We start from the raw sequence: 18,763 nt of genomic DNA on the forward strand, positions 1-18,763 counted from the left end.
CACGGAATCCGAATTGTCCAGTATCGCAATACAATTCGCCACCTTCAACCCCGAGACCGATCGGTCAAATGCAGGTCGCGGCCGATTATCTCGCGCATGATTTCGGAGGTCCCGCCATACACGCGAGTAATACGCGCATCAGCCGCCGCCCGCGCAATCGGATACTCGCGCACATACCCATACCCACCGAACAACTGCTGACACCGATCGATACACCGGAATTCCATCTCCGAAGCCCATAGCTTGGCTTTGGCCGCATCGGCCGGCGTGAGCCGACCGGAGTTCAGCTCGAGAACGCACTTGTCGATGAACGCCTCGGCAACCGAGACTTCGGTGGCAACATCGGCGAGGGTGAACTTGGTGTTCTGAAAGCCCCCGATCGGCTGCCCGAAAGCCTCACGGCCGCTGACATATTCGATGGTCATGCGCAGTGCGACCCGCGCCCGCGCCAGACAGGCCACCGAGATCTGCATGCGCTCCTGAGCCAGATTGCGCATCAGGTATTCGAAGCCGCGTCCCACCTCACCCAGCACGTTCTCTTTGGGCACGCGAACGTCGGTGAAGCTCAACTCGGCCGTGTCCTGCGAGTGCAGCCCGAGTTTGTCGAGGTTGCGGCCCCGTTCGAAGCCCGCCATCCCGCGTTCCAGCACCATCAGCGTCACCCCCTTGTGCCGCTCGGCGGAGGTCCGCACCGCCGTGATCACCAGATCGGCATTGATCCCATTGGTAATGAACGTCTTCGCACCGTTCACCAGAAAGTGATCGCCCATATCCACCGCGGCCGTCCGGATTCCGGCGACATCCGACCCCGCGCCCGGCTCGGTCATGCCGATGGCGGCGATCAGCGTCCCCGCCACGAATCCCGGCAGCCACTGCTGCCGCTGCTCCTCGGTGGTCAGTTCCACCAGATACGGCGTGCAGATGTCATTGTGCAGCGCGAAATTCAGCCCGACTCCCGCGCCGTTGCCCTCCATGAATTCCTCGATGAGGATCTGATTGAAGCGGAAGTCCGCCACCCCCAGACCGCCATAGGTCTGCGGTACCGCGAATCCGAGCAGTCCCAGCTCGCCCGCCCGCGCGAAGACCGAGCGCGGCACGATCCCCGCCTCTTCCCACTCCAGATAGTGCGGCGCGACCTCCTTGCGCACGAAACCCCGTGCCAGTTCGGCGAATGCCCGATGGTCGTCCCCATAGTGCGCACGTTCCATGGACCCCATCGTCGAGGACGATTCGCACGCCGGATGAGAGAATCCCGGCCACACTGGGTGGCCGGGATTCGTTCACCACTAGCTGTCGACGGTGAGGACCGTGCCCGCGGCGACCGTCAGGTTGCCCTCACGGACCGCGAAGCCGAGCCCAGGCTCCAGCGGGATCGCGCGGTCGAGCGTGATCGCCACCTCGACGGTCTCGCCCGGCATCGCGCGGCCCTCCGGCACCGCCACCTGACCGGAGACGTCACCGGTGCGGACGAAGAACTGCGGCCGGTATCCGGTGACGATCGGCGTGCGCCGACCGCCCTGGGACGCCGTCAGCAGCCGCACCCGCGCGGTGAACCCGGTGTGCACCGCGATACTGCCGACCGCCGCGACCACCTGGCCGCGCGCCACCTGACCGCGTTGCACGCCGCGCAGCAGCAGCGCCACATTGTCGCCCGCCTCGGCCGATTCCATGGTCCGGCCGAAGGTTTCGAGGCTGGTGACCACCGACTCGATCGTGCCGCCGAAGCCGAGCACCGCGACGCGGTCGCCCACCTGAACGCGCCCGCGCTCCACCGCACCGGTCACGACGGTGCCGCGACCGGTGATGGTGAGCACGTTCTCCACCGGCATGAGGAACGGCGCGTCGAGGTACCGCACCGGCATCGGCACGTAGTCGTCGACAGCGTCGAGCAGACGCAGCAGCTGCACCGACCAGTGCTCGTCGCCCTGCAGCGCCCGCAGCCCCGACACCGGCACCACGGGAGCGCCGTCGCCGTCGTATCCGTTGGCGGACAACAGCTCTCGCACCTCGAGCTCGATCAGCTCCAGCAGCTCGCCGTCGGCGATATCGGCCTTGTTGAGTGCGACCACGATGTGCTCGACACCCACCTGCCGGGCCAGCAGCACGTGCTCGGCGGTCTGCGGCATGACGCCGTCGTCCGCCGACACCACCAGGATGGCCCCGTCCAGCTGGGCCGCGCCGGTGATCATGTTCTTCACGAAGTCGGCGTGCCCCGGCATGTCCACGTGCGCGTAATGCCGTGTGGCCGTCTCGTATTCGACGTGCGCGATATTGATGGTGATGCCGCGCTCGATCTCCTCCGGCGCCCGGTCGATGCGGTCGAACGGTACGAAGGCGGTGCCGCCGCGCTCGGCCAGCACCTTGGTGATGGCGGCGGTCAGTGTGGTCTTGCCGTGGTCGACATGCCCCATGGTGCCGATGTTGAGGTGCGGCTTGGTGCGGACATAAGCCTGCTTGGCCATGATTGGTTCTCCAACCGGGAGTCAAGGTTTCGAGGGGACCTCAGCAGCGAGCCGACCTTCCCCGTCTGAGGTCCCGGGACGTCCCGGAGAAGGTCAGCGTCGTGCGCCGTCGAATGCGAAGACCACCAGGGCAGCAGCCATCGCGCCCGCGACTGCGGGGAATGCGGCGATGGACTGTGCGAACATGCCGACGATCGTGCCGGGCGGATCGGTTCGGGCGCAATCGGTTTTCCCGATCACCATCCGGCACACCGTCACTCAGAGATCCGACGCCCCGGTGAGCTGAGTGGGCTCGGTACGGCCGGGCCGGCGGGTCGCGGCGAGTTCCGCCGCGACGAGCAGCCAGACGACGATCGCCACCACGAGCAGCACACGGCCGAGGGTCCGCGCCCAGGACAGCGACAGTCCAGCGCCGGTCGAGAGCGCCGCGACCGACGTCATACCGAGCGGGAACACCGTCGCCCACCGCCGCACGTTGTATCCAGGGCGGAAGCGCATCACCTCGGCCCCGACCAGAATCGCGTAGCAGCCGAGGGTCACGACGAGCAGCGCCAGCGTCACTGCCCCGAGCACTGTGTGCGGGGTTCCCGTCCACTGCTGCCACGCGGTGAGTTTCGAGGCGGCCAGGGTCGAGATCGCGAGGGCACCGGTCATGACCCACTGGTCGCCCGCACCCCGCCAGGTCTCTGCGATGTCGAAATGCGCGAATGCCACCGGATACAACAGCAATCCGAGCATGAAGCACACCAGTGCCGCGGCGGCGAGCCAGTCGCCGGCGCCGTCCTGCGCCAGGGTGGCCGCCAGCACCGACAAACCCTCGGTCGACACGCAGACCAGGAACACCGCGCCGGGCATCCGCCGGTTCCAGTGCCGGATCACCATGACCAGCAGCACCGGCCACACCACCGTCGCGACCACGAGCAGGGCGATGGCCACCACCTGCCAGCCGAGCAGGCACAGCCGGGTCCCCAGTACGGTCGTCGCGGCCACCGCGGTCAGGGCCGCCGGGGTGTCGGCGTCGGATACCCAGCGGTCGTGATCCCACAGCTGCCGGGAGACGAAATCGGCGGCCAGCACCAGCCAGATGATGCCCGCGAGCGCCAGCAGCAGCCGCGAGACCGTCTCGTATCCCGTGAGATGCGTTCCGACGGAAAGGATTCCGGTCGCCATGACGAAAGCCCCCATGGCCGGGGGCAGTTCGCGCCACACGCGCATGGAGTCGGCGTCGTGCCCGGTGAGCGCGGTGAACGCCCCGGCCGTCAGGATCGCCAGCGCCGAAACCACCAGCGCCACATCGAGTCCGTGCCGGAAGGCCACGGTCGCCGTCTGCAGGACCTCATGGACGTGCGGTGCGTACTTTATGGCCGTGGCCAGGTCGAGTCCCGGTGGGATGCGGCCGCGTTCGACCGCGTCGATGGCGATGGGTTGCAGGTCGGCGGGCAGGCCCAGCTCGGTGAGGCGGATCCGCAGATCGGCGGTGAGGAAACCGTTGACCAGCGAGCCGAGGACCGCGACGCCCACCGCCGCCCCGACCTGGCGCATGGTGTTGGTGGCCGCGGCCGCCATGCCCGAATGCTCGGCGGGTACACCGGTCAGCACCGCCGCGGTGAGCGGCACCACGGCGACGCCGAACCCGAGACCGGCGACGGCCAGGGTGGCGGCCAGCGGCGCGAACTCCACCGTGCCGTCCAGCGCGTGCCGGGTCAGCAGAATGCCCGCCGCACCCACGACACAGCCGACGAACATCGGCGTGCGGGCGTCGGTACGTGCGACCCAGAATCCGGCGGCCAGCGCTCCGATCATGATCGCCACGGCCATCGGCGCGAACACCGCCGCGGTCCGGCCGGCCGAGTAGTGGATCATCACCTGCAGATACAGCGCGGTGAAGAAGAAGATCGAGAAGACCCCGAAGTAGACCGCGAAGGCGACGAACAGTGCGCTGCGCACCGGCGGGAGCCGTAGATAGCGAAAGTCGAAGACGGGGTTGCGAACCCGGTTCTCGACGGCGACGAACGCGAGGAACGCGAGCCCGCCCAGCACGAACAGCGCGACCACCGAGCGCGCGCCGTATCCGCGGTTCTCCCCGCTGATCGCCGCATAGATCACCGCACCGAGGAAGATCGCGCCGAGCAGCGAGCCGAGCCAATCCAGCTGCCCCGGTTGCGGATCCGCGCTCTCGGGCACATACCGCAGCGCGGCGGCCAGCACTACCACGCCGAGGATCAGGTTGAACCAGAAGATCGATCGCCAGCCGTACGCCCCGACCAGTACGCCGCCGAGCACCGGCCCGGCGGCCAGGGCGAGACCGGACACCGCCGCCCACACCCCGAGCGCCTTGGCGCGGGCGCGGGGATCGGGGAAGACCTGCCGCAGCACCGACAGGGTGCCCGGCTCGGACGCGGCAGCGCCCAGTCCCATGACCGCGCGGCCGGCGATGAGCATCGGCACGCTCGCCGCCAGCGCCGAAATCACCGATCCCGCACAGAAGATCGCCAACCCGGCGACCATGACCCGCTTGCGTCCCCACCGGTCGCCGAGGGATCCCGCCGCCAGCATGAGGCTCGCGAAGACCAGGGTGTACGCATTGACCACCCACTGCAGCAGCACGACATCGGTGCTGAGCTCCGACCGGATGTCGGCCAGCGCGACGGAGACCACGGTGGTGTCGAGGAAGGTCACGAACAGGACCGCGGTGACGGTGGCCAGCGCGATTCCGGGCCGCGCCGCGCCGCGCGACGTGTCACCGATTGCCACGTCCACAGGTTACGTGGCAGGCAGGACCGGCCGTCCGGTTTCGATCGGCGTGGCGGCCGGCCGGACCGGCGCTAGCTCGACAGCACCGCGAGCATGCCCGGCTTCAGCACGCCGTTCAGGTCCGACCACGGGACGGTGACGTCGACGACGCCGGCCGCCTCGGGCCCGATCTGCCCCTGCGGGAAGTACACGTGCAGTCCCGCCTGGGTGGCGGTCCAGACCTGGAAGGTGGCGGCGGCGGCCTTGACGTCGTCGAACCGGACGACATCGGCCACCCGGGTGCGGGCCAGCTGTGTCTTCGTCTGCGCCGCCAGCACATTCAACCCCTGCTGCTCGTTGGTGAACAGGCTCGCGAGCGTGATCTCCTGCGCGGTATCGATATTCGTGACATGCGAGAACAGCCGGTCCTCCGGGTGCGCGCCGTGGAAGTCGACGCGCAGGTACAGCACCCCGCTGAGCGCGTGCGTCCCGATGCGCTCGACCGTGCTCGACTTGTTCGGGTCGGTGATCATCGCGGGATCCTGGTGCTGGTCGACGTAGGTCCACATCCCCTGCACCATGGCGTCGTTGAATTCCCGTCCGGCGGACCAGTTCACGCCCGTGCCCTCGACCCGCACCTGCGGCACGTCGATGTCGAAGCCGACACTGCCCTTGCCGCTGCTGGTCAGGTGCTCCGTGGTGGCGACGAAGCGCCCGTGCCCGCGCTGCTGGTCGGCGGCGGGTTCCACGGTCGAGGCCGGCGTGCCGACGCCGCCCGGACCGGTGGACGCGTGCTGCGCCTCGCAGGCGGCCAGCCCCAGGGCCAGGGCGCACACGGCGATGACGATGGCGGACTTCAGCCGCATGGGGTGCCTCCAGACGATCGGGGGCGGCCGTCCCGGTGCGGCGCCCGCGATCAGAGTCGGACTCGCCGCTTGGAACCGGCCAATGACCCACCAATGGCCGATGCGACGCGCAGGATGGGTGACGGTCCGGACCACGGACCCATTCCCCGAGGGAAGGCGTGAATCGGTGCAGGATAGTCGGCGAATCGTCGCTGTCTCGACCCCTCTAGACTCCCGAACGGGGAGGTCGGTTTGCTGAGATTTGCCGTACTGGGCGAGGTCCGCGCATGGCGTGGGGACACGCCCTTGGATCTGGGTCCGCCACAGCGGCGCGCCGTGCTGGCGGCACTGCTCCTGCGCGAGGGCAAGGCGGTCACCGCCGCCGAGCTCGTCGAGGGGATCTGGGGCGAGGACCCGGTGCTGCGCGCCGTGCCCGCGCTGCGCACCCACGTGGCCAAACTCCGGCGCGAACTGGAACCCGACCGCGTCAACCGCGGACCCTCCACCCTGCTGATCTCCATCGGCGACGGCTACGCCCTGCGACTCCCGGCCGGGCGCACCGATATTCACGACGTCGAGGACGAGGTCGCCGCGGCCGAGCGGCTGCGCTACGAGGATCCGGGCAGCGCCCGCGACACCCTGGAGTCGGCGCTGGCCCGCTGGCAGGGCGCCGCGCTGGGCGGACTGCCGGGGCCCTATGCCGAGCGGCAGCGGGCCCGGCTCGAACAGTGGCGGCTCTCGATCCTCGAGGACCGCCTCGCCCTCGATATCGAAACCGGCCGCAGCGCTGAGGCGGTCGCCGAACTCGGGCCGCTCATCGAGGAGCATCCGCTGCGGGAACGCTTCCGCGCACTGCTCATGACCGGGCTGTACCACTCCGGCCGCCAGGCCGAGGCACTCGAGGAATACGGGCGCGCCCGCCGCGCCCTGGTCGACGGCGTCGGCGTGGAGCCCGGACCGGAACTCAGTGATGTGCACGCGCGGATCCTCCGCGCCGAGCTGCCGCCCGTACTGCGGCCCGCCCGCGCGGTGGTCACCCCGGCCCAATTGCCGCCCGACATCGCCGATTTCACCGGCCGGTCCCGGGTCGCGGAGGAGATCGCGGCCCAGCTCACCGGCGGAGGACCGGCGGTGGCCATCTCGGCGGTCGGCGGCATGGGCGGGGTCGGCAAGACCACCCTCGCCCTGCACATCGCCCATCAGGTGCGCGACCGGTTCCCCGACGGGCAGCTGTATGTGAACCTGCGCGGCGTCGACCCCGAACCGATCCCGCCCGGGGACGCGCTGGGCGGATTCCTGCGCGGGCTCGGGGTCGCCGAGGGCGATATCCCGCCCGCCGTGGACGATCGGGCCGCGCACCTGCGAACACTGTTGAGCGACAAGCGGATTCTGGTGGTGCTCGACAATGCCCGCGACAGCGCCCAGGTGGCGCAGCTGCTGCCCGGCACGCCGGGTACCGCGGTGCTGATCACCAGCCGCTCCGCGCTCACCGAACTGCCCGCGGTGCGGCGCACCCGCCTCGACGTGCTGGAGCGCGAGGAGGCCATGACGCTGCTGACCCGCATCCTGGGCGCCGAACGCGTTGCGGCCGAACGGGATGCGGCCTACGCGGTGATCGAGCAGTGCGCCTGCCTGCCGCTGGCGGTGCGCATCGTCGGCGCGCGGCTGGCGGTGCGGCCGCAGTGGACCATCGCCTCGCTGGCCGAGCGGCTGGCCGATGAGAGCCAGCGCCTCGAGGTGTTGCAGACCGGCGACCTCACCCTGGAGGCGGCCTTCCGCCTCGGCTACGGACAGCTGAACACCGAGCAGGCCAGGGCGTTTCGCATGCTGGCCCGCGCCGATGTACCGGACTTCCCGGTCGACGGGGCCGCGGCGCTGCTGGGCGTTCCGGTGGCGCGGGCCGAGCTGGTGTGCGAATCGCTGGTGGATCTGAGCCTGCTGGAGACGCCCGCGCCCGGCCGCTACCGCTTCCACGACCTGCTGCGGCTGTTCGCGGCCCGGCTGGCCGGGACCGCCGCGAACCGCGATCTCGGCGAACGGGAATCGGAGATCGTGGTCCGGCTGCTGGACTACTACCTGGCCAGCACCAAGAACCTGCTCGGCGCACTGGATTACAGCAACACCACGCTGCTGCTGGTGCCCACCACCGTGCCGGGCCACACCTTCGCCGGCGGGGCGGAAGGCCAGTCCTGGAACGATGTCGAGCGGCCGGTGATCATCGCGCTGCACCGCCAGGCGGCCCGGCTCGGCGGGCGGGCGGTGGCGCTGGCGGCCGATCTGGCCTGGGTGATGTCGGAGCTCATGGACACCGGCAGCCGCGCCCGCGAGCTCGCCGACGGCCTGAAGGCCCTGCTGGACACCGCGATCCGCGACGGCGACCACGCCAGCGCGCGACGGCTGCGGGTGGCGCTGGGCGCCATGATGCAAATCGGGCTGGGCGAGGTGGAGGCGAGTCTGGAGTTCCTGCAACCGATTTCGCAGCCCGCCGACAACGCCGAGCGCCGGTTGCAGGTGCTGGCCGAGATCCTGCTCGGGGTGGCGGATCGGCGCACCGGCAATACCAAGGACTCGCATCGCCACTACGCCAATGCCATCGCCTGGACCCGCGCGCTCGACGATCGGTCGCTGGAGGCGTGGATCCTGGCCCTGGCCACCCGCACGCTGTGCGAATCCGGCCAGTACGCGGAGGCGGTGGCGGTGGCCGAGCGGGCCATCGCGCTGGCCCAGGAGTCGTCGAACGCGGTGGCGCTGGGCTGGGCAACCCACGAATTGGCCTCCACCCGTTCGATGCTCGGCGAGCACGCGCTCGCGCTGGCACTGGCCGAGGACGCGGTGCGCATGACCCATCGCAATGGCGTGCGCCTGTGGGAGGGCTGGGCGCGCACCCGGCTGGCCCAGATCCACCTGCGCGCCGGGAACGACGCCGCCGCGGAAAGCGAGGCCACCCAGGCCCTGCGACTGCTGAGCAAGGCGGCCGATCCCCTCGACCGGGCGCGGGCGCTGTCCCTGCGCGCCACCGCCCGCACGGCCCGCGGCGATCACGAGGCCGCCGCCCGCGAGCACGCCGACGCGGCCGAGATCTTCCGCCGCGCCGGGCTGCCCGCACCGACACTGGCGACGCTGTTCGCACCGGGACCGGCCACCGGATAGAGAACGTTTATTCGCTTTTTATCGGCCCGTGGGAGCGTGCAGACACGCGGGTTCCCCGGGTCTGCAACACCCGGGGTACTCGCGCGCGATGAGGTCATGTCCGCGTGCGCACGAGGGGTGCGCATCCGGCTCATGCAGATCGGATAGCCGCCGCCGGCACCGGCCGGCGGCGCCTCCGGCCCCCTTCCCCGAATCTCTCAGGACACATCCGCGTCGAGGCGCGCACCCAGTGTGCGCAGGTGCGCGGTGGCGCCGCCCGCCTCGAACTCGGCGCGTTCGGCCGCGGTGAAGTAGCGCTGCATCGGATAGTCCAGGTAGATTCCGGTGCTGGCGTGGATGTGGACGGCGGTGTGGGCGACGCGGTGACCGGCCTCGGCCGCCCAGAATTTCGCCACGTCCACCTCGGATTCCGCTGGGAGCCCGTGGGATTCGCGCCAGGCGGCCTGCCAGAGGGTCAGGCGAACGGCTTCGACATCGATATAGGCGTCGGCCAGGCGCTGGCGCACGGCCTGGAATGAGCCGATGGGTTTGTCGAATTGCTTTCTGGTGCGGGCATATTCGCAGGTCATTTCCAGAGCGCGTTCGAGGATGCCGAGTTGCAGCGCACAGGCGGCCACCGCCGCGCGGCGCTGGGCCCAGGCGGCGGCCTCGGGCGCGGCGATCACATCCCGATCCGGGACCTGCACATCACGCAGTTCCAGCACCGCCGCGTCCGTCCCGTTCACCACGTGCTGCCCGGTCACGGTGACGCCGTCGGCGCCCCGATCCAGCAGGAGCAGCATCGAATTCGCGCCGCAACTGGCCTCGACGAGGAATCCGTCCGCGAAGGCCGCGGCCGCGACGACCGACTGCGAACCCCGGATGCGCCAGCCGTTCCCGCCGCGCTCGGCCTCGAACGCGACGAACTCACGCGCGAGCGCCGGCGCCAAGGTCGTCTCGCCGCGCAGCAGCGGCCGCACCCAGCGCTGCACCTGCGCATCGTCGCCGAACTCGGCCAGTGTCGCCGCGACCACCGCGACACTCGTGGAATACGGTGCGGGAGCGACGGTCCGGCCGATCTCGGTCATTACGCCACACTGTTCCAGCAGCCCGTAGCCGCCGCCGTTCACACGCTCGGGCAGCGCCGCGTCCAGCAGGCCCGCGCCCGCCATGGCCCGCCACAGGTCCGGATCGAATCCGGTGTCGCCGGGCCGGGGATGGCGGCCGGCCCAGTCGGCGAGCAACTCGCGAGCCAGTCCCGACAGTTCCCGCTGTGCGTCGGTGTATTCGAAATCCATGGTGCTACTCCTCTTCTCAACGGGTGACGGGCAGGCCGAGGGCGGTCTTGGCGATGATGTCGCGCTGTACCTCGTTGACGCCGCCGCCGAAGGTCAGGATGAGCGCGGACCGGTGGCAGCGTTCGATGCGCCCGCGCAGCAGCGCGCCCGGGGAATCGGCGCGGATCACCGCCTCGGCGCCGAGCACCTCCATGAGCAGCCGGTATCCCTCGATGGCGAACTCGGTCCCGAAGACCTTGGTGGCGGAGGCATCCGCCGGGCCGAGCGCACCGCGATCGGCCGCCCACGCGGTCCGCCAGTTGCGCAGCTTCAGATATTCGGTGTGCGCGTGCACGCGGGCCAGGTGCAGCCGCACCCATTCGGCGTCCATGACGCGGGAGCCGTCGGGGCGGACGGTGGCGCGCGCCCACTCTGTTACCTGCCGCAGCGATTCCTGCAGGGGTGCGGCAGAGGCCAGCGCCACGCGTTCGTGATTGAGCTGATTGGTGATCAGCGCCCATCCCTGGTTCTCCCCGCTCACCAGATTGGCGGCGGGCACGCGGACCTCGGAATAGTAGGTGGCACTGGTGCCGACCCCGGCCATGGTGTGCACCTTGGTCCACGAAAACCCCTGGGCCGCCGTCGGAACGACGAAGATCGACAGGCCGGCGTGCTTGCCGGCGCTCGGGTCGGTGCGCGCGGCCAGCCACACGTAGTCGGCGTATTCGATGAGGCTGGTCCACATCTTCTCGCCGGTGATGACGTACTCGTCCCCGTCGCGCACGGCGCGGGTGCGCAGCGCGGCCAGATCCGTCCCGGCGCCCGGCTCGGAATAGCCGATGGAGAAGTGCACGTCGCCGCGGGCGATCCTCGGCAGGAAGTACGCCCGCTGCTCCGCGGTGCCGTAGCGCATGATGGTCGGCCCGACCGTGTTCACCGTGAGATAGGGCACCGGCACGCCCGCGGCGGCGGCCTCGTCCAGGAAGATCAGCTGATCGAGCATCGGACGGCCCTGTCCGCCATGCTCTTCCGGCCAGCCCAGGGCCAGCCAGCCGTCGGCGCCCAGCCGGCGCACCACCTCCTTGTAGACGGTCCCGTCGCCGTACTCGCCGCCCGGACCCGAGCGCAGCGACGCCCGCACCTCCGGGGTGAGGAGGTCGGCGAAATACTCGCGCAGCCGTTTGCGCAGCCGGTTCTGTTCATCGCTGAAACTGATGTGCATAGGCTGAAAGGTAGAAAGCCGCGAGGCCGGATCCGCCCGGCTGGCAGGAAGCTGCCAGATCCACCGGGAGCGACCGGTGCCCGTGTCACGATCGGGGAAGTGATGCAGCGACAGCAGACCGGCGCCCTGGCCACCGGCATCGTCCGGTTCAGCCAGGAGGGGCACTGGGATCAGGACGTCCACCACCTGCTCCGCCATGCCCGGCGAGAGGCGGTGGTGGCGGTCTCCAATCCCACCCACTCCAGTGATCACCTGCGGCTCGGGCAGGTGGTCGTGGACGACCTGCTGGCCGCGGGCAAGCAGGTGCGGCTGCTCTACTCCCCCGACTATCTGGAACTGCGCGACCGCCGGCCGCTGCTGCGGCATTCCTCGCAGGGCGCGCAGATCCGGGTGACCGACAACGACTTTCACAATGTGCTGATCATCGACCGCACCGTGGCGGTGCTGTGGAGCGGCGCGGGAGCCGACCACCCCTACGCCTACCTGGTCCGCGAACCCGCCCTGCTGCGGGCCCTGCACCAGTTCGCCCTGCTGAGCTGGCAATCCGGCCACGGCCTGGCCGGACACCTCGACACCGCGGGCGTCGAGATCACCCCCACCGGCCACGCCGTGCTCAATACCCTCAACCTCGGACTGATCGACGAGACCGCCGCCCGCCGGCTGGGCATGTCGCTGCGCAGCTACCGCCGCCACATCGCCGACCTCATGATCCGCCTCGAGGTGCGCAGCCGCTTCCAGATCGGTGTCCGCGCAGCGCAACTCGGTCTGCTCGACAACACCCCGCACCCTGTCGCATCCCCCTGACGCTCCCGGTACCCCTGCCGATAGCACCGGTGGACGGCGAGCCTCTCGCGGTGGTTGCGGGCCCGCGTCGAGTACCTGGCTGGGGCGGCGAAGAGTGTTGCCGGACAGCGGTTTCGGCGTCGATATTGGCTGAATGAACGTGGTGGCCGCGCTCCGGCTCAATATGACCAATGTCAACGACCCGGCGGCCGGGCATCGCGAGCGGTACCGGGCCGCGCTGGAGATGGCGGAGTACGCCGATCGGGTCGGGTTCACGGTCGTCAATTGCGAAGAGCACCACGGGTCGGGGACCGGGTGGCTGCCCGCGCCGCTGCTGCTGGCCGCCGCGGTGGCGGCGCGGACCGAGCGGATGCGGATCAGCATCGGCGCGCTGCTGGTGCCGCTGTACGAGCCGGTGCGGCTGGCCGAGGACCTGGCGGTGCTGGACAATCTGTGCGGCGGGCGGCTGACCGTGGTCGCCGGAATCGGTTACCGGCCCGAGGAATACGCCGCGCTGGGCCGGGATTTCACGCGTCGGGGCAAGCTCATGGACGAGGCCCTGGAGATCATGATCGCGGCCTGGCGGGACGAACCCATCCGGATCCATGGGCAACCGTTCGACGTCACGCCCAAGCCCTGCACCACACCCCATCCGCAGCTGCTCATCGCCGGGATGAGCGCGGCGGCCGCGCGCCGGGCGGCGCGGTTCGGGCTGCCGCTGTCGCTGCCGATGTTCATGCCGGAGGTGGAGGAGCTCTACTACCGGGAGCTGGCGCGGTGCGGCACAGCGGGTTTCGTCCACAAGCCCGAACCCGGCAGCAGACTCACCCTGCTGCACACCGATCCGGACGCGGCCTGGCACAGCTACGGCCCGCACATTCTGACCGAGATCCGCGAGTACGCGTCGTGGCGGCGGGACGGGGTGCCGCGCCCGCACGAGACGGTGCCGGATTCGGTGGATGCGCTACGGGCGCACGGTTACCTGGAGATCCTCACCCCCGGCGAGCTGCGGGACCAGATCGCGGGCGGCCGTACCGAAATCCTGATCAACCCCCTGATCGGCGGGCTGCCGATCAAGAAGAGCTGGGCCGCCCTGCGCCTGCTCGGCGACGAGGTGCTCTCACGCATCGAACTCGCTCCCACCCTCGGCTAGCCCACCGGCATCACCTGATCACCGTGGCCCGCACCATTTTTCGCTTCCGAAGTACCCGATCGCTAGGACAAGCATGACCGATCTGCGCCCCGGCCGTCTCACGGCCGCCGCCAAGAAATTCCTGACCTGGGACCCGAACCCGGCCGTCTTCGGTGTCACCATTCCCTGCCCGGTGCCGGTGGCAATGGGGCTGGAAGAGGCTCAGCGGCTGGTCAATACCCTGATGGACACGCACGAGGCACTGCGCAGTCGCTACAGCTACGGCGAGGGCGCGGCCTGCGAGATCGAACCCGAATCCGGTGGCGTCATCGACCCGGCCCGCGTCGACGTGCGGACCATCGATATCGAGACCCTCGACCCCGGCGCGCTCATGGAGCTGATCGAGGCGGAGTCCGCCCGGGCCAACCTGCGCCTGGACCCGCCCGCCGGGAAGGTCGTCACCGCGGTACTGCTCACCCGCTCCTACGACGTGAACATTCTGCTGTTCACCGCCCACCACGTCGCCATCGACGGCGTCGCCATGTGGGTGCTGTGGGACGACATCGCCACCTATGTCCGGCAATGGGAAGCGGGCGAGGCGATCTCGCTACCGCCCGAGACCACCACCGGCTCGGAGTGGGCGGAGTTCCTCGACGGCCACGCGCCCACCCGGGTGGGTGAACGGGACTACTGGCTGGCGGCCTCCGACAGCGAACCCAATCAGCAGATCCGTTCGGCCACACCGAAATCGGCGCATTTCGACGGCGTCATCGACGGCGCGCTCGCCCAGCGGCTGCTGGTGGAGCTGCCCGCCGCCTACGACGCCAGCTACACCCGGATCCTGCTCGTGGCACTGGGACTGGCCATCGAGGACGCCACCGGCGTGGCACGGCCCATCCAGGTGCAGAAACACGGCCGCTACAGCCGCCTGCGGCCGGGCACCGACCTGTCGCGCACGGTCGCCTGGATCTCCGACGACTACCCCTGGCTGCTGCGGCCGGTATCGGGCAGCCTCGAAACGCGCCTGCGCGACGCCATCGCCACCTATCCGCCGCACCCGGAGGACTTCACCCTGCTGTGCTGGCATCACCCCGAAAGCTGGCCGCACTTCCTGACCTTCAACTTCCCCAAGTTCTACTTCAACTTCCTCGGTGATGTGGGCGTGTGGATTCCGGACGCGCAGTCGCGCGAACAGTCCCGGCTGACCATGTTCGATCTGAGCATGTTCCTCGGCACGAGCAAGCCCGAAGGCGTTGAGCAGGTGCACTATTCGGTGCACTCGCCCGACGGGGGGCTGGGGGCCGAGCGGATGCGGGCCATCGTCACCCGGTGGCTGTCGATCCTCGAGACCGCGGAGGTGCGATGAGCAGGATCATCCTGGTCGGCATCGGCAGCCGCGGTGACATCGCCCCGCTGACGGGACTGGGCGTGGGCCTGCGCGACGCCGGGCACGAGGTCGTGGTGGCCTCGCACTGGATGTTCGCCGAGCAGATCACCGGGTGCGGGCTCGAATTCCGGCAGATGCCGCTCAATATCGACATCGATATGACCGACACCGATATCAACCGCCTCGCGGCGGGCTGGAAGTTCTCCTCCCCCAGCGGCGTTCGCAGCATGGGACTCGGCATGATCGAGACGCTGCTCGACGAACCCGCCGACGTGCTGCTGCTGCCGCCGCCCACCGAGTACGCGGGCCTGCCGCTGGCCGAGGCCAAGGGCATCCCCTCGATCGGCCTGCGATTCCAGCCGCTGTCCGCGACCGCCGCCCACGCCCCGGCGGCCCTGGGCGCCTACGACTTCGGCGCCCGCGGCAACCGGCTGGCCGGCGACTTCGGGGCCTGGTTCAACGACCGCTTCTACGCCGCCACCATCGCCGGGTTCCGCCGCGAACTCGGACTGCCGCCGATCTCGGCCTTCGACCTGCGCCGCGGCCGGACCGCGGCCGAATGGCCCATCCTGAACGGCTTTTCGCCCAGTGTCGTGCCGCGCCCGGGCGACTGGCGGCCCGGCCTGGAGGTGACCGGGTACTGGTGGCCGCCACGCCCCGACGACTGGCAGCCGCCCGCCGACCTGGTCGACTTCCTCGACGCCGGACCGGCTCCGGTCTTCCTCGGCTTCGGCAGCATGGTCGACAGCGCCGCGGGCAGCGCCAGGATGTCGGCGATCATCAGCGCCGCACTGCGGCGGGCGGGCGTGCGCGGCATCGTGCAGACCGGCTGGCTGCAACTCGATGTCGCCGGCGACGATGTGCTGACCATCGGTGAGGTGCCGCACGATTGGCTGTTCCCGCGCATGTCGGCGCTGGTCCATCACTGCGGCGCCGGCACCACGGCCGCGGGCCTGCGCGCGGGCGTGCCGGCCATCGGCGCGCCGGTGTACGCCGACCAGCCGTTCTGGGCGCAACGCCTGATCGATGTCGGCGTCAGCCCGGCCACCATCCCCTACTCGAAGCTGTCCGAGGACGGGCTCACCGCCGCGCTGAAGCGCGCCACCACCGATACCGCCCTGCGCGACAATGCCACTCGGCTCGCCGCCCGGATCGCCACGGAGGACGGCGTCGGCCTCGCCGTGAAGGCCATCGAGGCCCACCTGGCCGCCCACGGGAAGGGCTGATCCACCACTCACCCGGTGCCCGAGGGCGGTCCGCCCCGCCCGGGCCCGCCCACGCCGGATTCCACGCCCCGACTGTGGTTAGATAGCGCGCAGTTTCGCCTGGTGTTTGCTATGCATCGATCCTATTAGCGCTGATCAGCGGTGGAGGCGGGCCATTTGAGCGTGCTGCGCGGGCACAAGACACTGATCTCGAACCTGGCTCTGATTCTGCTACTCGCAGTCGGGGCGGCGTATCTGGCGATCCATGTGGCGCGGGTGCGTGCACCGGGCAGCACCTACACCGTCACCGTTCAGCTGAATCGCTCCGGCGGTTTGCAGGCGGGTAACGACGTCACCTGGCGCGGGTACCGGGTGGGATCGGTCAAGGCGATCGAGATCAGCGACGGCGGCGCCATGGTGTCGGCGGTCGCGGAAATCGACAAGCGGTACCGGATTCCGGCCGACTCCCAGATCGCGGTCTCGGCGCTGTCGGCGGCGGGCGAGCAGTACATCGACTTCCGGCCCAACACCGACAATCCGCCCTATCTGCACGATGGGCAGGTGGTGCGGTTCAACCCCGGCAAGATCACCACGCCGACACCCGTCTCCGAGACGCTGACGAACACCAGCGAGCTCATCGCGCAGATCGATCCGGACAAGCTCGCGGTGATCCTCGATAATCTGGACACCGCGCTCAGCGGTGGGCCCGATCAGCTGCGCGGACTCATCGACGGATTGAGCATCGCCACCACGGGTTTGGACAACCGGCTGCCGCAGACGGTCAGCCTCATCGAGAATCTGCGCGTCATCGCGGGCACCACCTCGCACGCGCAGCCCGATCTCGGCACGCTGACCCGCAATGCGTCGGTCGTGGTCGACCAGGCCCGCATCGCCGACGCCGAGTTGCGGCAACTCCTCGACCGCGCACCCGGACAGCTGCGCATCGCCGATGCGGTACTGGACCGGAACATGGATCCGATCCAGAGCCTGGCCACCACCATGTCCGCCATCGTGCGGGCCGCGCTGCTGCGGCAGCCCGCGCTGCGCGCCCTGTTCCCGGCGCTGGTGGTCGGCTCGTCCGCCATGGGAGTGCCCGCCCACGACGGCGAGTTCTACACCATCGTGGACGCCTGGCTGCGGCCGTGGTGCAACTATCCGACCCGGACCGTGCCCCCGTTCATCGCCACGGTGCCCGTCTTCAGCAGCTGGAACTACTGCGACAATCCGCCCGACGACCAGCAGATTCGCGGATCCGCGAACGCGCCGCGCCCGGATGTCGCCAACAATGGCGCGCACCGGCCGACCGGAGTCGACCCGAATCAGCGCACGCTGCCACCTGTTCGGTGAATTCGGGCGTGTCGGCGCGCCTGTCGCGGTTTATCCCGCGAATCTCGATTTCCACCAGTCAGAATGATCACCGGTACCCAGTGGTCCCATGCTTGTGCCAACGAACAATGTCCCTTTGCCCTGAGAGCGGCATCGAACAGGGTGGCGGGCCAAGGTTAGGAGAGGGTCGAAACTCGATGATGAGCAGAAGTTCCCTCGGCTTGGCGGCGCGATCGGCGGTCATCGCCGGTATGGCGGTCGCAGGATTCGCGGCGGCGCCCGCGCAAGCCGAACCATTGTGGCCCGGTGGTCCGGACATTCCCGGTGTTCCGGCGATCGTCCCCGGCATCGCACCCAGCGATGTCAACGCGCCGTGCCAGACGGCGGGTGCTCGTGCCTGCCTCAAGCTCGGCAGCAACGAAGCGTGGCTGATGGACAACGGCAAGGTCGTCTTCGGCCCCACGCCCATCTCGCACGGCATGCCCGGATTCGAGACGCCGCCGGGCGTGTTCCATGTGTCGTTCAAGAAGCCGTTCCACTGGAGCACCATGCACAACGCTCCGATGGAATACGCGGTGTTCTTCAACGGGGACATCGCCTTCCACATCGGACCGGTGGACAAGAAGTCGCACGGCTGCATCCGCATGACGCCGGATGGGGCGCGCGAGTTCTTCAACTACCTGAACCCGGGTGACACCGTCGAGGTCGTGCCGTAACGGCGACGCGAATGCGTGTGCGAGCCCCCTCCGGCGCCTGCCCGGAGGGGGCTCGCTCATGTCCGGGTCGCGCCGGACATTCGGGCGGCTACGCCGGGCAGTTGTGGTACGAGGTCACCAGCCAGCGGCCGTCGCGCTGGATCAGGGCCCAGGTGGCCACGATCCAGCCGTCGGCCGGCGGCTCGGTCTCCCCGGCGGGCACCACCGCGCTGCGGCTGACCACGATGGCGGTGCCGGGGGCCGGGAAGCGGACCGACTGCGGTTCGTCGACGGTGTGCGAATCCCGCAGCGGGCCCGCGAAACCGGCGGCCATGGAGGTCCGGACCGCCTCGCGGCCCACGTTCACCACGCCCCGCACGACGGTGGTGGCGTCGGGGTCGTAGTCGGCGACGAAGGCGTCGGCGTCATTGGCGGCCCAGGCGCGGTAGAGGTTGGTCAGGACGTCGAGGACGGCCTCGCGGTCGGTCTGTACGGCGGTGTCGGTCATGGTTTCCTCCTCGGATCGCGGCCGCGATGAGCGGCTCACGAGTACCTACCGGCGGGCGG

15 protein-coding genes are annotated in these 18,763 nt (G+C 69.7%); 7 read left to right on the forward strand and 8 right to left on the reverse strand.

The window, feature by feature from the left end:
* Positions 1 to 44: 44 nt before the first annotated feature.
* The 5 genes from ACFXHE_RS20520 to ACFXHE_RS20540 form a co-directional block, all read right to left on the reverse strand.
* Complete coding sequence (locus ACFXHE_RS20520; protein ID WP_379385198.1) at positions 45 to 1,208, reverse strand: acyl-CoA dehydrogenase family protein; 1,164 nt, start codon at positions 1,206 to 1,208, stop codon at positions 45 to 47.
* Positions 1,209 to 1,286: 78 nt separating this feature from the next.
* On the reverse strand, positions 1,287 to 2,462 hold the full coding sequence (tuf, locus tag ACFXHE_RS20525) for an elongation factor Tu (RefSeq protein ID WP_379385200.1): 1,176 nt from the start codon (positions 2,460 to 2,462) through the stop codon (positions 1,287 to 1,289).
* Between the two features lie 93 nt (positions 2,463 to 2,555).
* Positions 2,556 to 2,705 carry a hypothetical protein gene (locus ACFXHE_RS20530; RefSeq protein WP_379385202.1) on the reverse strand — a complete coding sequence of 50 codons (150 nt, stop codon included), beginning with the start codon at positions 2,703 to 2,705 and terminating at the stop codon, positions 2,556 to 2,558.
* A gap of 15 nt (positions 2,706 to 2,720) precedes the next feature.
* Positions 2,721 to 5,216 carry an MFS transporter gene (locus ACFXHE_RS20535; protein ID WP_379385204.1) on the reverse strand — a complete coding sequence of 832 codons (2,496 nt, stop codon included), beginning with the start codon at positions 5,214 to 5,216 and terminating at the stop codon, positions 2,721 to 2,723.
* Positions 5,217 to 5,287: 71 nt separating this feature from the next.
* On the reverse strand, positions 5,288 to 6,061 hold the full coding sequence (locus ACFXHE_RS20540; RefSeq protein ID WP_379385206.1) for an RsiV family protein: 774 nt from the start codon (positions 6,059 to 6,061) through the stop codon (positions 5,288 to 5,290).
* A gap of 231 nt (positions 6,062 to 6,292) precedes the next feature.
* On the opposite strand from ACFXHE_RS20540, the gene ACFXHE_RS20545 reads away from it, so the two are divergent.
* Entirely contained in the window at positions 6,293 to 9,190 is a 2,898-nt protein-coding gene (locus ACFXHE_RS20545; protein ID WP_379385208.1) for a BTAD domain-containing putative transcriptional regulator, read from the forward strand.
* Positions 9,191 to 9,387: 197 nt separating this feature from the next.
* On the opposite strand, the gene ACFXHE_RS20550 is transcribed toward ACFXHE_RS20545, so the two are convergent.
* Positions 9,388 to 10,467: an acyl-CoA dehydrogenase family protein gene (locus tag ACFXHE_RS20550; protein ID WP_379385210.1), complete on the reverse strand. Its 1,080-nt coding sequence runs from the start codon at positions 10,465 to 10,467 to the stop codon at positions 9,388 to 9,390.
* A gap of 16 nt (positions 10,468 to 10,483) precedes the next feature.
* Positions 10,484 to 11,668, reverse strand: coding sequence for an acyl-CoA dehydrogenase family protein (locus tag ACFXHE_RS20555; protein ID WP_379385212.1), 1,185 nt, complete (start codon positions 11,666 to 11,668; stop codon positions 10,484 to 10,486).
* A gap of 99 nt (positions 11,669 to 11,767) precedes the next feature.
* On the opposite strand from ACFXHE_RS20555, the gene ACFXHE_RS20560 reads away from it, so the two are divergent.
* From ACFXHE_RS20560 to ACFXHE_RS20585, 6 genes are all read left to right on the forward strand, one after another.
* Complete coding sequence (locus tag ACFXHE_RS20560) at positions 11,768 to 12,472, forward strand: hypothetical protein (RefSeq protein ID WP_379385213.1); 705 nt, start codon at positions 11,768 to 11,770, stop codon at positions 12,470 to 12,472.
* 133 nt (positions 12,473 to 12,605) lie between these two features.
* Positions 12,606 to 13,604 carry an LLM class flavin-dependent oxidoreductase gene (locus ACFXHE_RS20565; protein ID WP_379385215.1) on the forward strand — a complete coding sequence of 333 codons (999 nt, stop codon included), beginning with the start codon at positions 12,606 to 12,608 and terminating at the stop codon, positions 13,602 to 13,604.
* Between the two features lie 73 nt (positions 13,605 to 13,677).
* Complete coding sequence (locus ACFXHE_RS20570) at positions 13,678 to 14,949, forward strand: condensation domain-containing protein (RefSeq protein WP_379385217.1); 1,272 nt, start codon at positions 13,678 to 13,680, stop codon at positions 14,947 to 14,949.
* Positions 14,946 to 16,196 (forward strand): glycosyltransferase, encoded by a 1,251-nt coding sequence (locus ACFXHE_RS20575; RefSeq protein ID WP_379385219.1) that lies wholly within the window; start codon positions 14,946 to 14,948, stop codon positions 16,194 to 16,196. The genes ACFXHE_RS20570 and ACFXHE_RS20575 overlap by 4 nt, the downstream gene beginning before the upstream one ends.
* 162 nt (positions 16,197 to 16,358) lie before the next feature.
* Positions 16,359 to 17,522: an MlaD family protein gene (locus ACFXHE_RS20580; protein WP_379385391.1), complete on the forward strand. Its 1,164-nt coding sequence runs from the start codon at positions 16,359 to 16,361 to the stop codon at positions 17,520 to 17,522.
* Between the two features lie 179 nt (positions 17,523 to 17,701).
* The gene (locus ACFXHE_RS20585; RefSeq protein ID WP_379385221.1) at positions 17,702 to 18,217 is read left to right on the forward strand and encodes a L,D-transpeptidase; all 516 of its coding nucleotides are present in this window, start codon (positions 17,702 to 17,704) and stop codon (positions 18,215 to 18,217) included.
* 88 nt (positions 18,218 to 18,305) lie between these two features.
* On the opposite strand, the gene ACFXHE_RS20590 is transcribed toward ACFXHE_RS20585, so the two are convergent.
* Positions 18,306 to 18,704, reverse strand: a complete 399-nt coding sequence (locus ACFXHE_RS20590; RefSeq protein ID WP_379385223.1) for an SgcJ/EcaC family oxidoreductase — start codon at positions 18,702 to 18,704, stop codon at positions 18,306 to 18,308.
* Positions 18,705 to 18,763: the final 59 nt, after the last annotated feature.

The sequence above is a fragment of the Nocardia sp. NPDC059229 genome (assembly GCF_042754165.1).
Taxonomy (GTDB): domain Bacteria; phylum Actinomycetota; class Actinomycetes; order Mycobacteriales; family Mycobacteriaceae; genus Nocardia.

Bases quoted from the DNA above. Each gene is read 5' to 3' on its own strand.
- ACFXHE_RS20520 (WP_379385198.1), bottom strand. From the start codon at position 1,208: ATGGAACGTGCGCACTATGGGGACGACCATCGGGCATTCGCCGAACTG.
- tuf (WP_379385200.1), bottom strand. From the start codon at position 2,462: ATGGCCAAGCAGGCTTATGTCCGCACCAAGCCGCACCTCAACATCGGC.
- ACFXHE_RS20530 (WP_379385202.1), bottom strand. From the start codon at position 2,705: ATGGTGATCGGGAAAACCGATTGCGCCCGAACCGATCCGCCCGGCACG.
- ACFXHE_RS20540 (WP_379385206.1), bottom strand. From the start codon at position 6,061: ATGCGGCTGAAGTCCGCCATCGTCATCGCCGTGTGCGCCCTGGCCCTG.
- ACFXHE_RS20550 (WP_379385210.1), bottom strand. From the start codon at position 10,467: ATGGATTTCGAATACACCGACGCACAGCGGGAACTGTCGGGACTGGCT.
- ACFXHE_RS20555 (WP_379385212.1), bottom strand. From the start codon at position 11,668: ATGCACATCAGTTTCAGCGATGAACAGAACCGGCTGCGCAAACGGCTG.
- ACFXHE_RS20565 (WP_379385215.1), top strand. From the start codon at position 12,606: ATGAACGTGGTGGCCGCGCTCCGGCTCAATATGACCAATGTCAACGAC.
- ACFXHE_RS20570 (WP_379385217.1), top strand. From the start codon at position 13,678: ATGACCGATCTGCGCCCCGGCCGTCTCACGGCCGCCGCCAAGAAATTC.
- ACFXHE_RS20575 (WP_379385219.1), top strand. From the start codon at position 14,946: ATGAGCAGGATCATCCTGGTCGGCATCGGCAGCCGCGGTGACATCGCC.
- ACFXHE_RS20585 (WP_379385221.1), top strand. From the start codon at position 17,702: ATGAGCAGAAGTTCCCTCGGCTTGGCGGCGCGATCGGCGGTCATCGCC.
- ACFXHE_RS20590 (WP_379385223.1), bottom strand. From the start codon at position 18,704: ATGACCGACACCGCCGTACAGACCGACCGCGAGGCCGTCCTCGACGTC.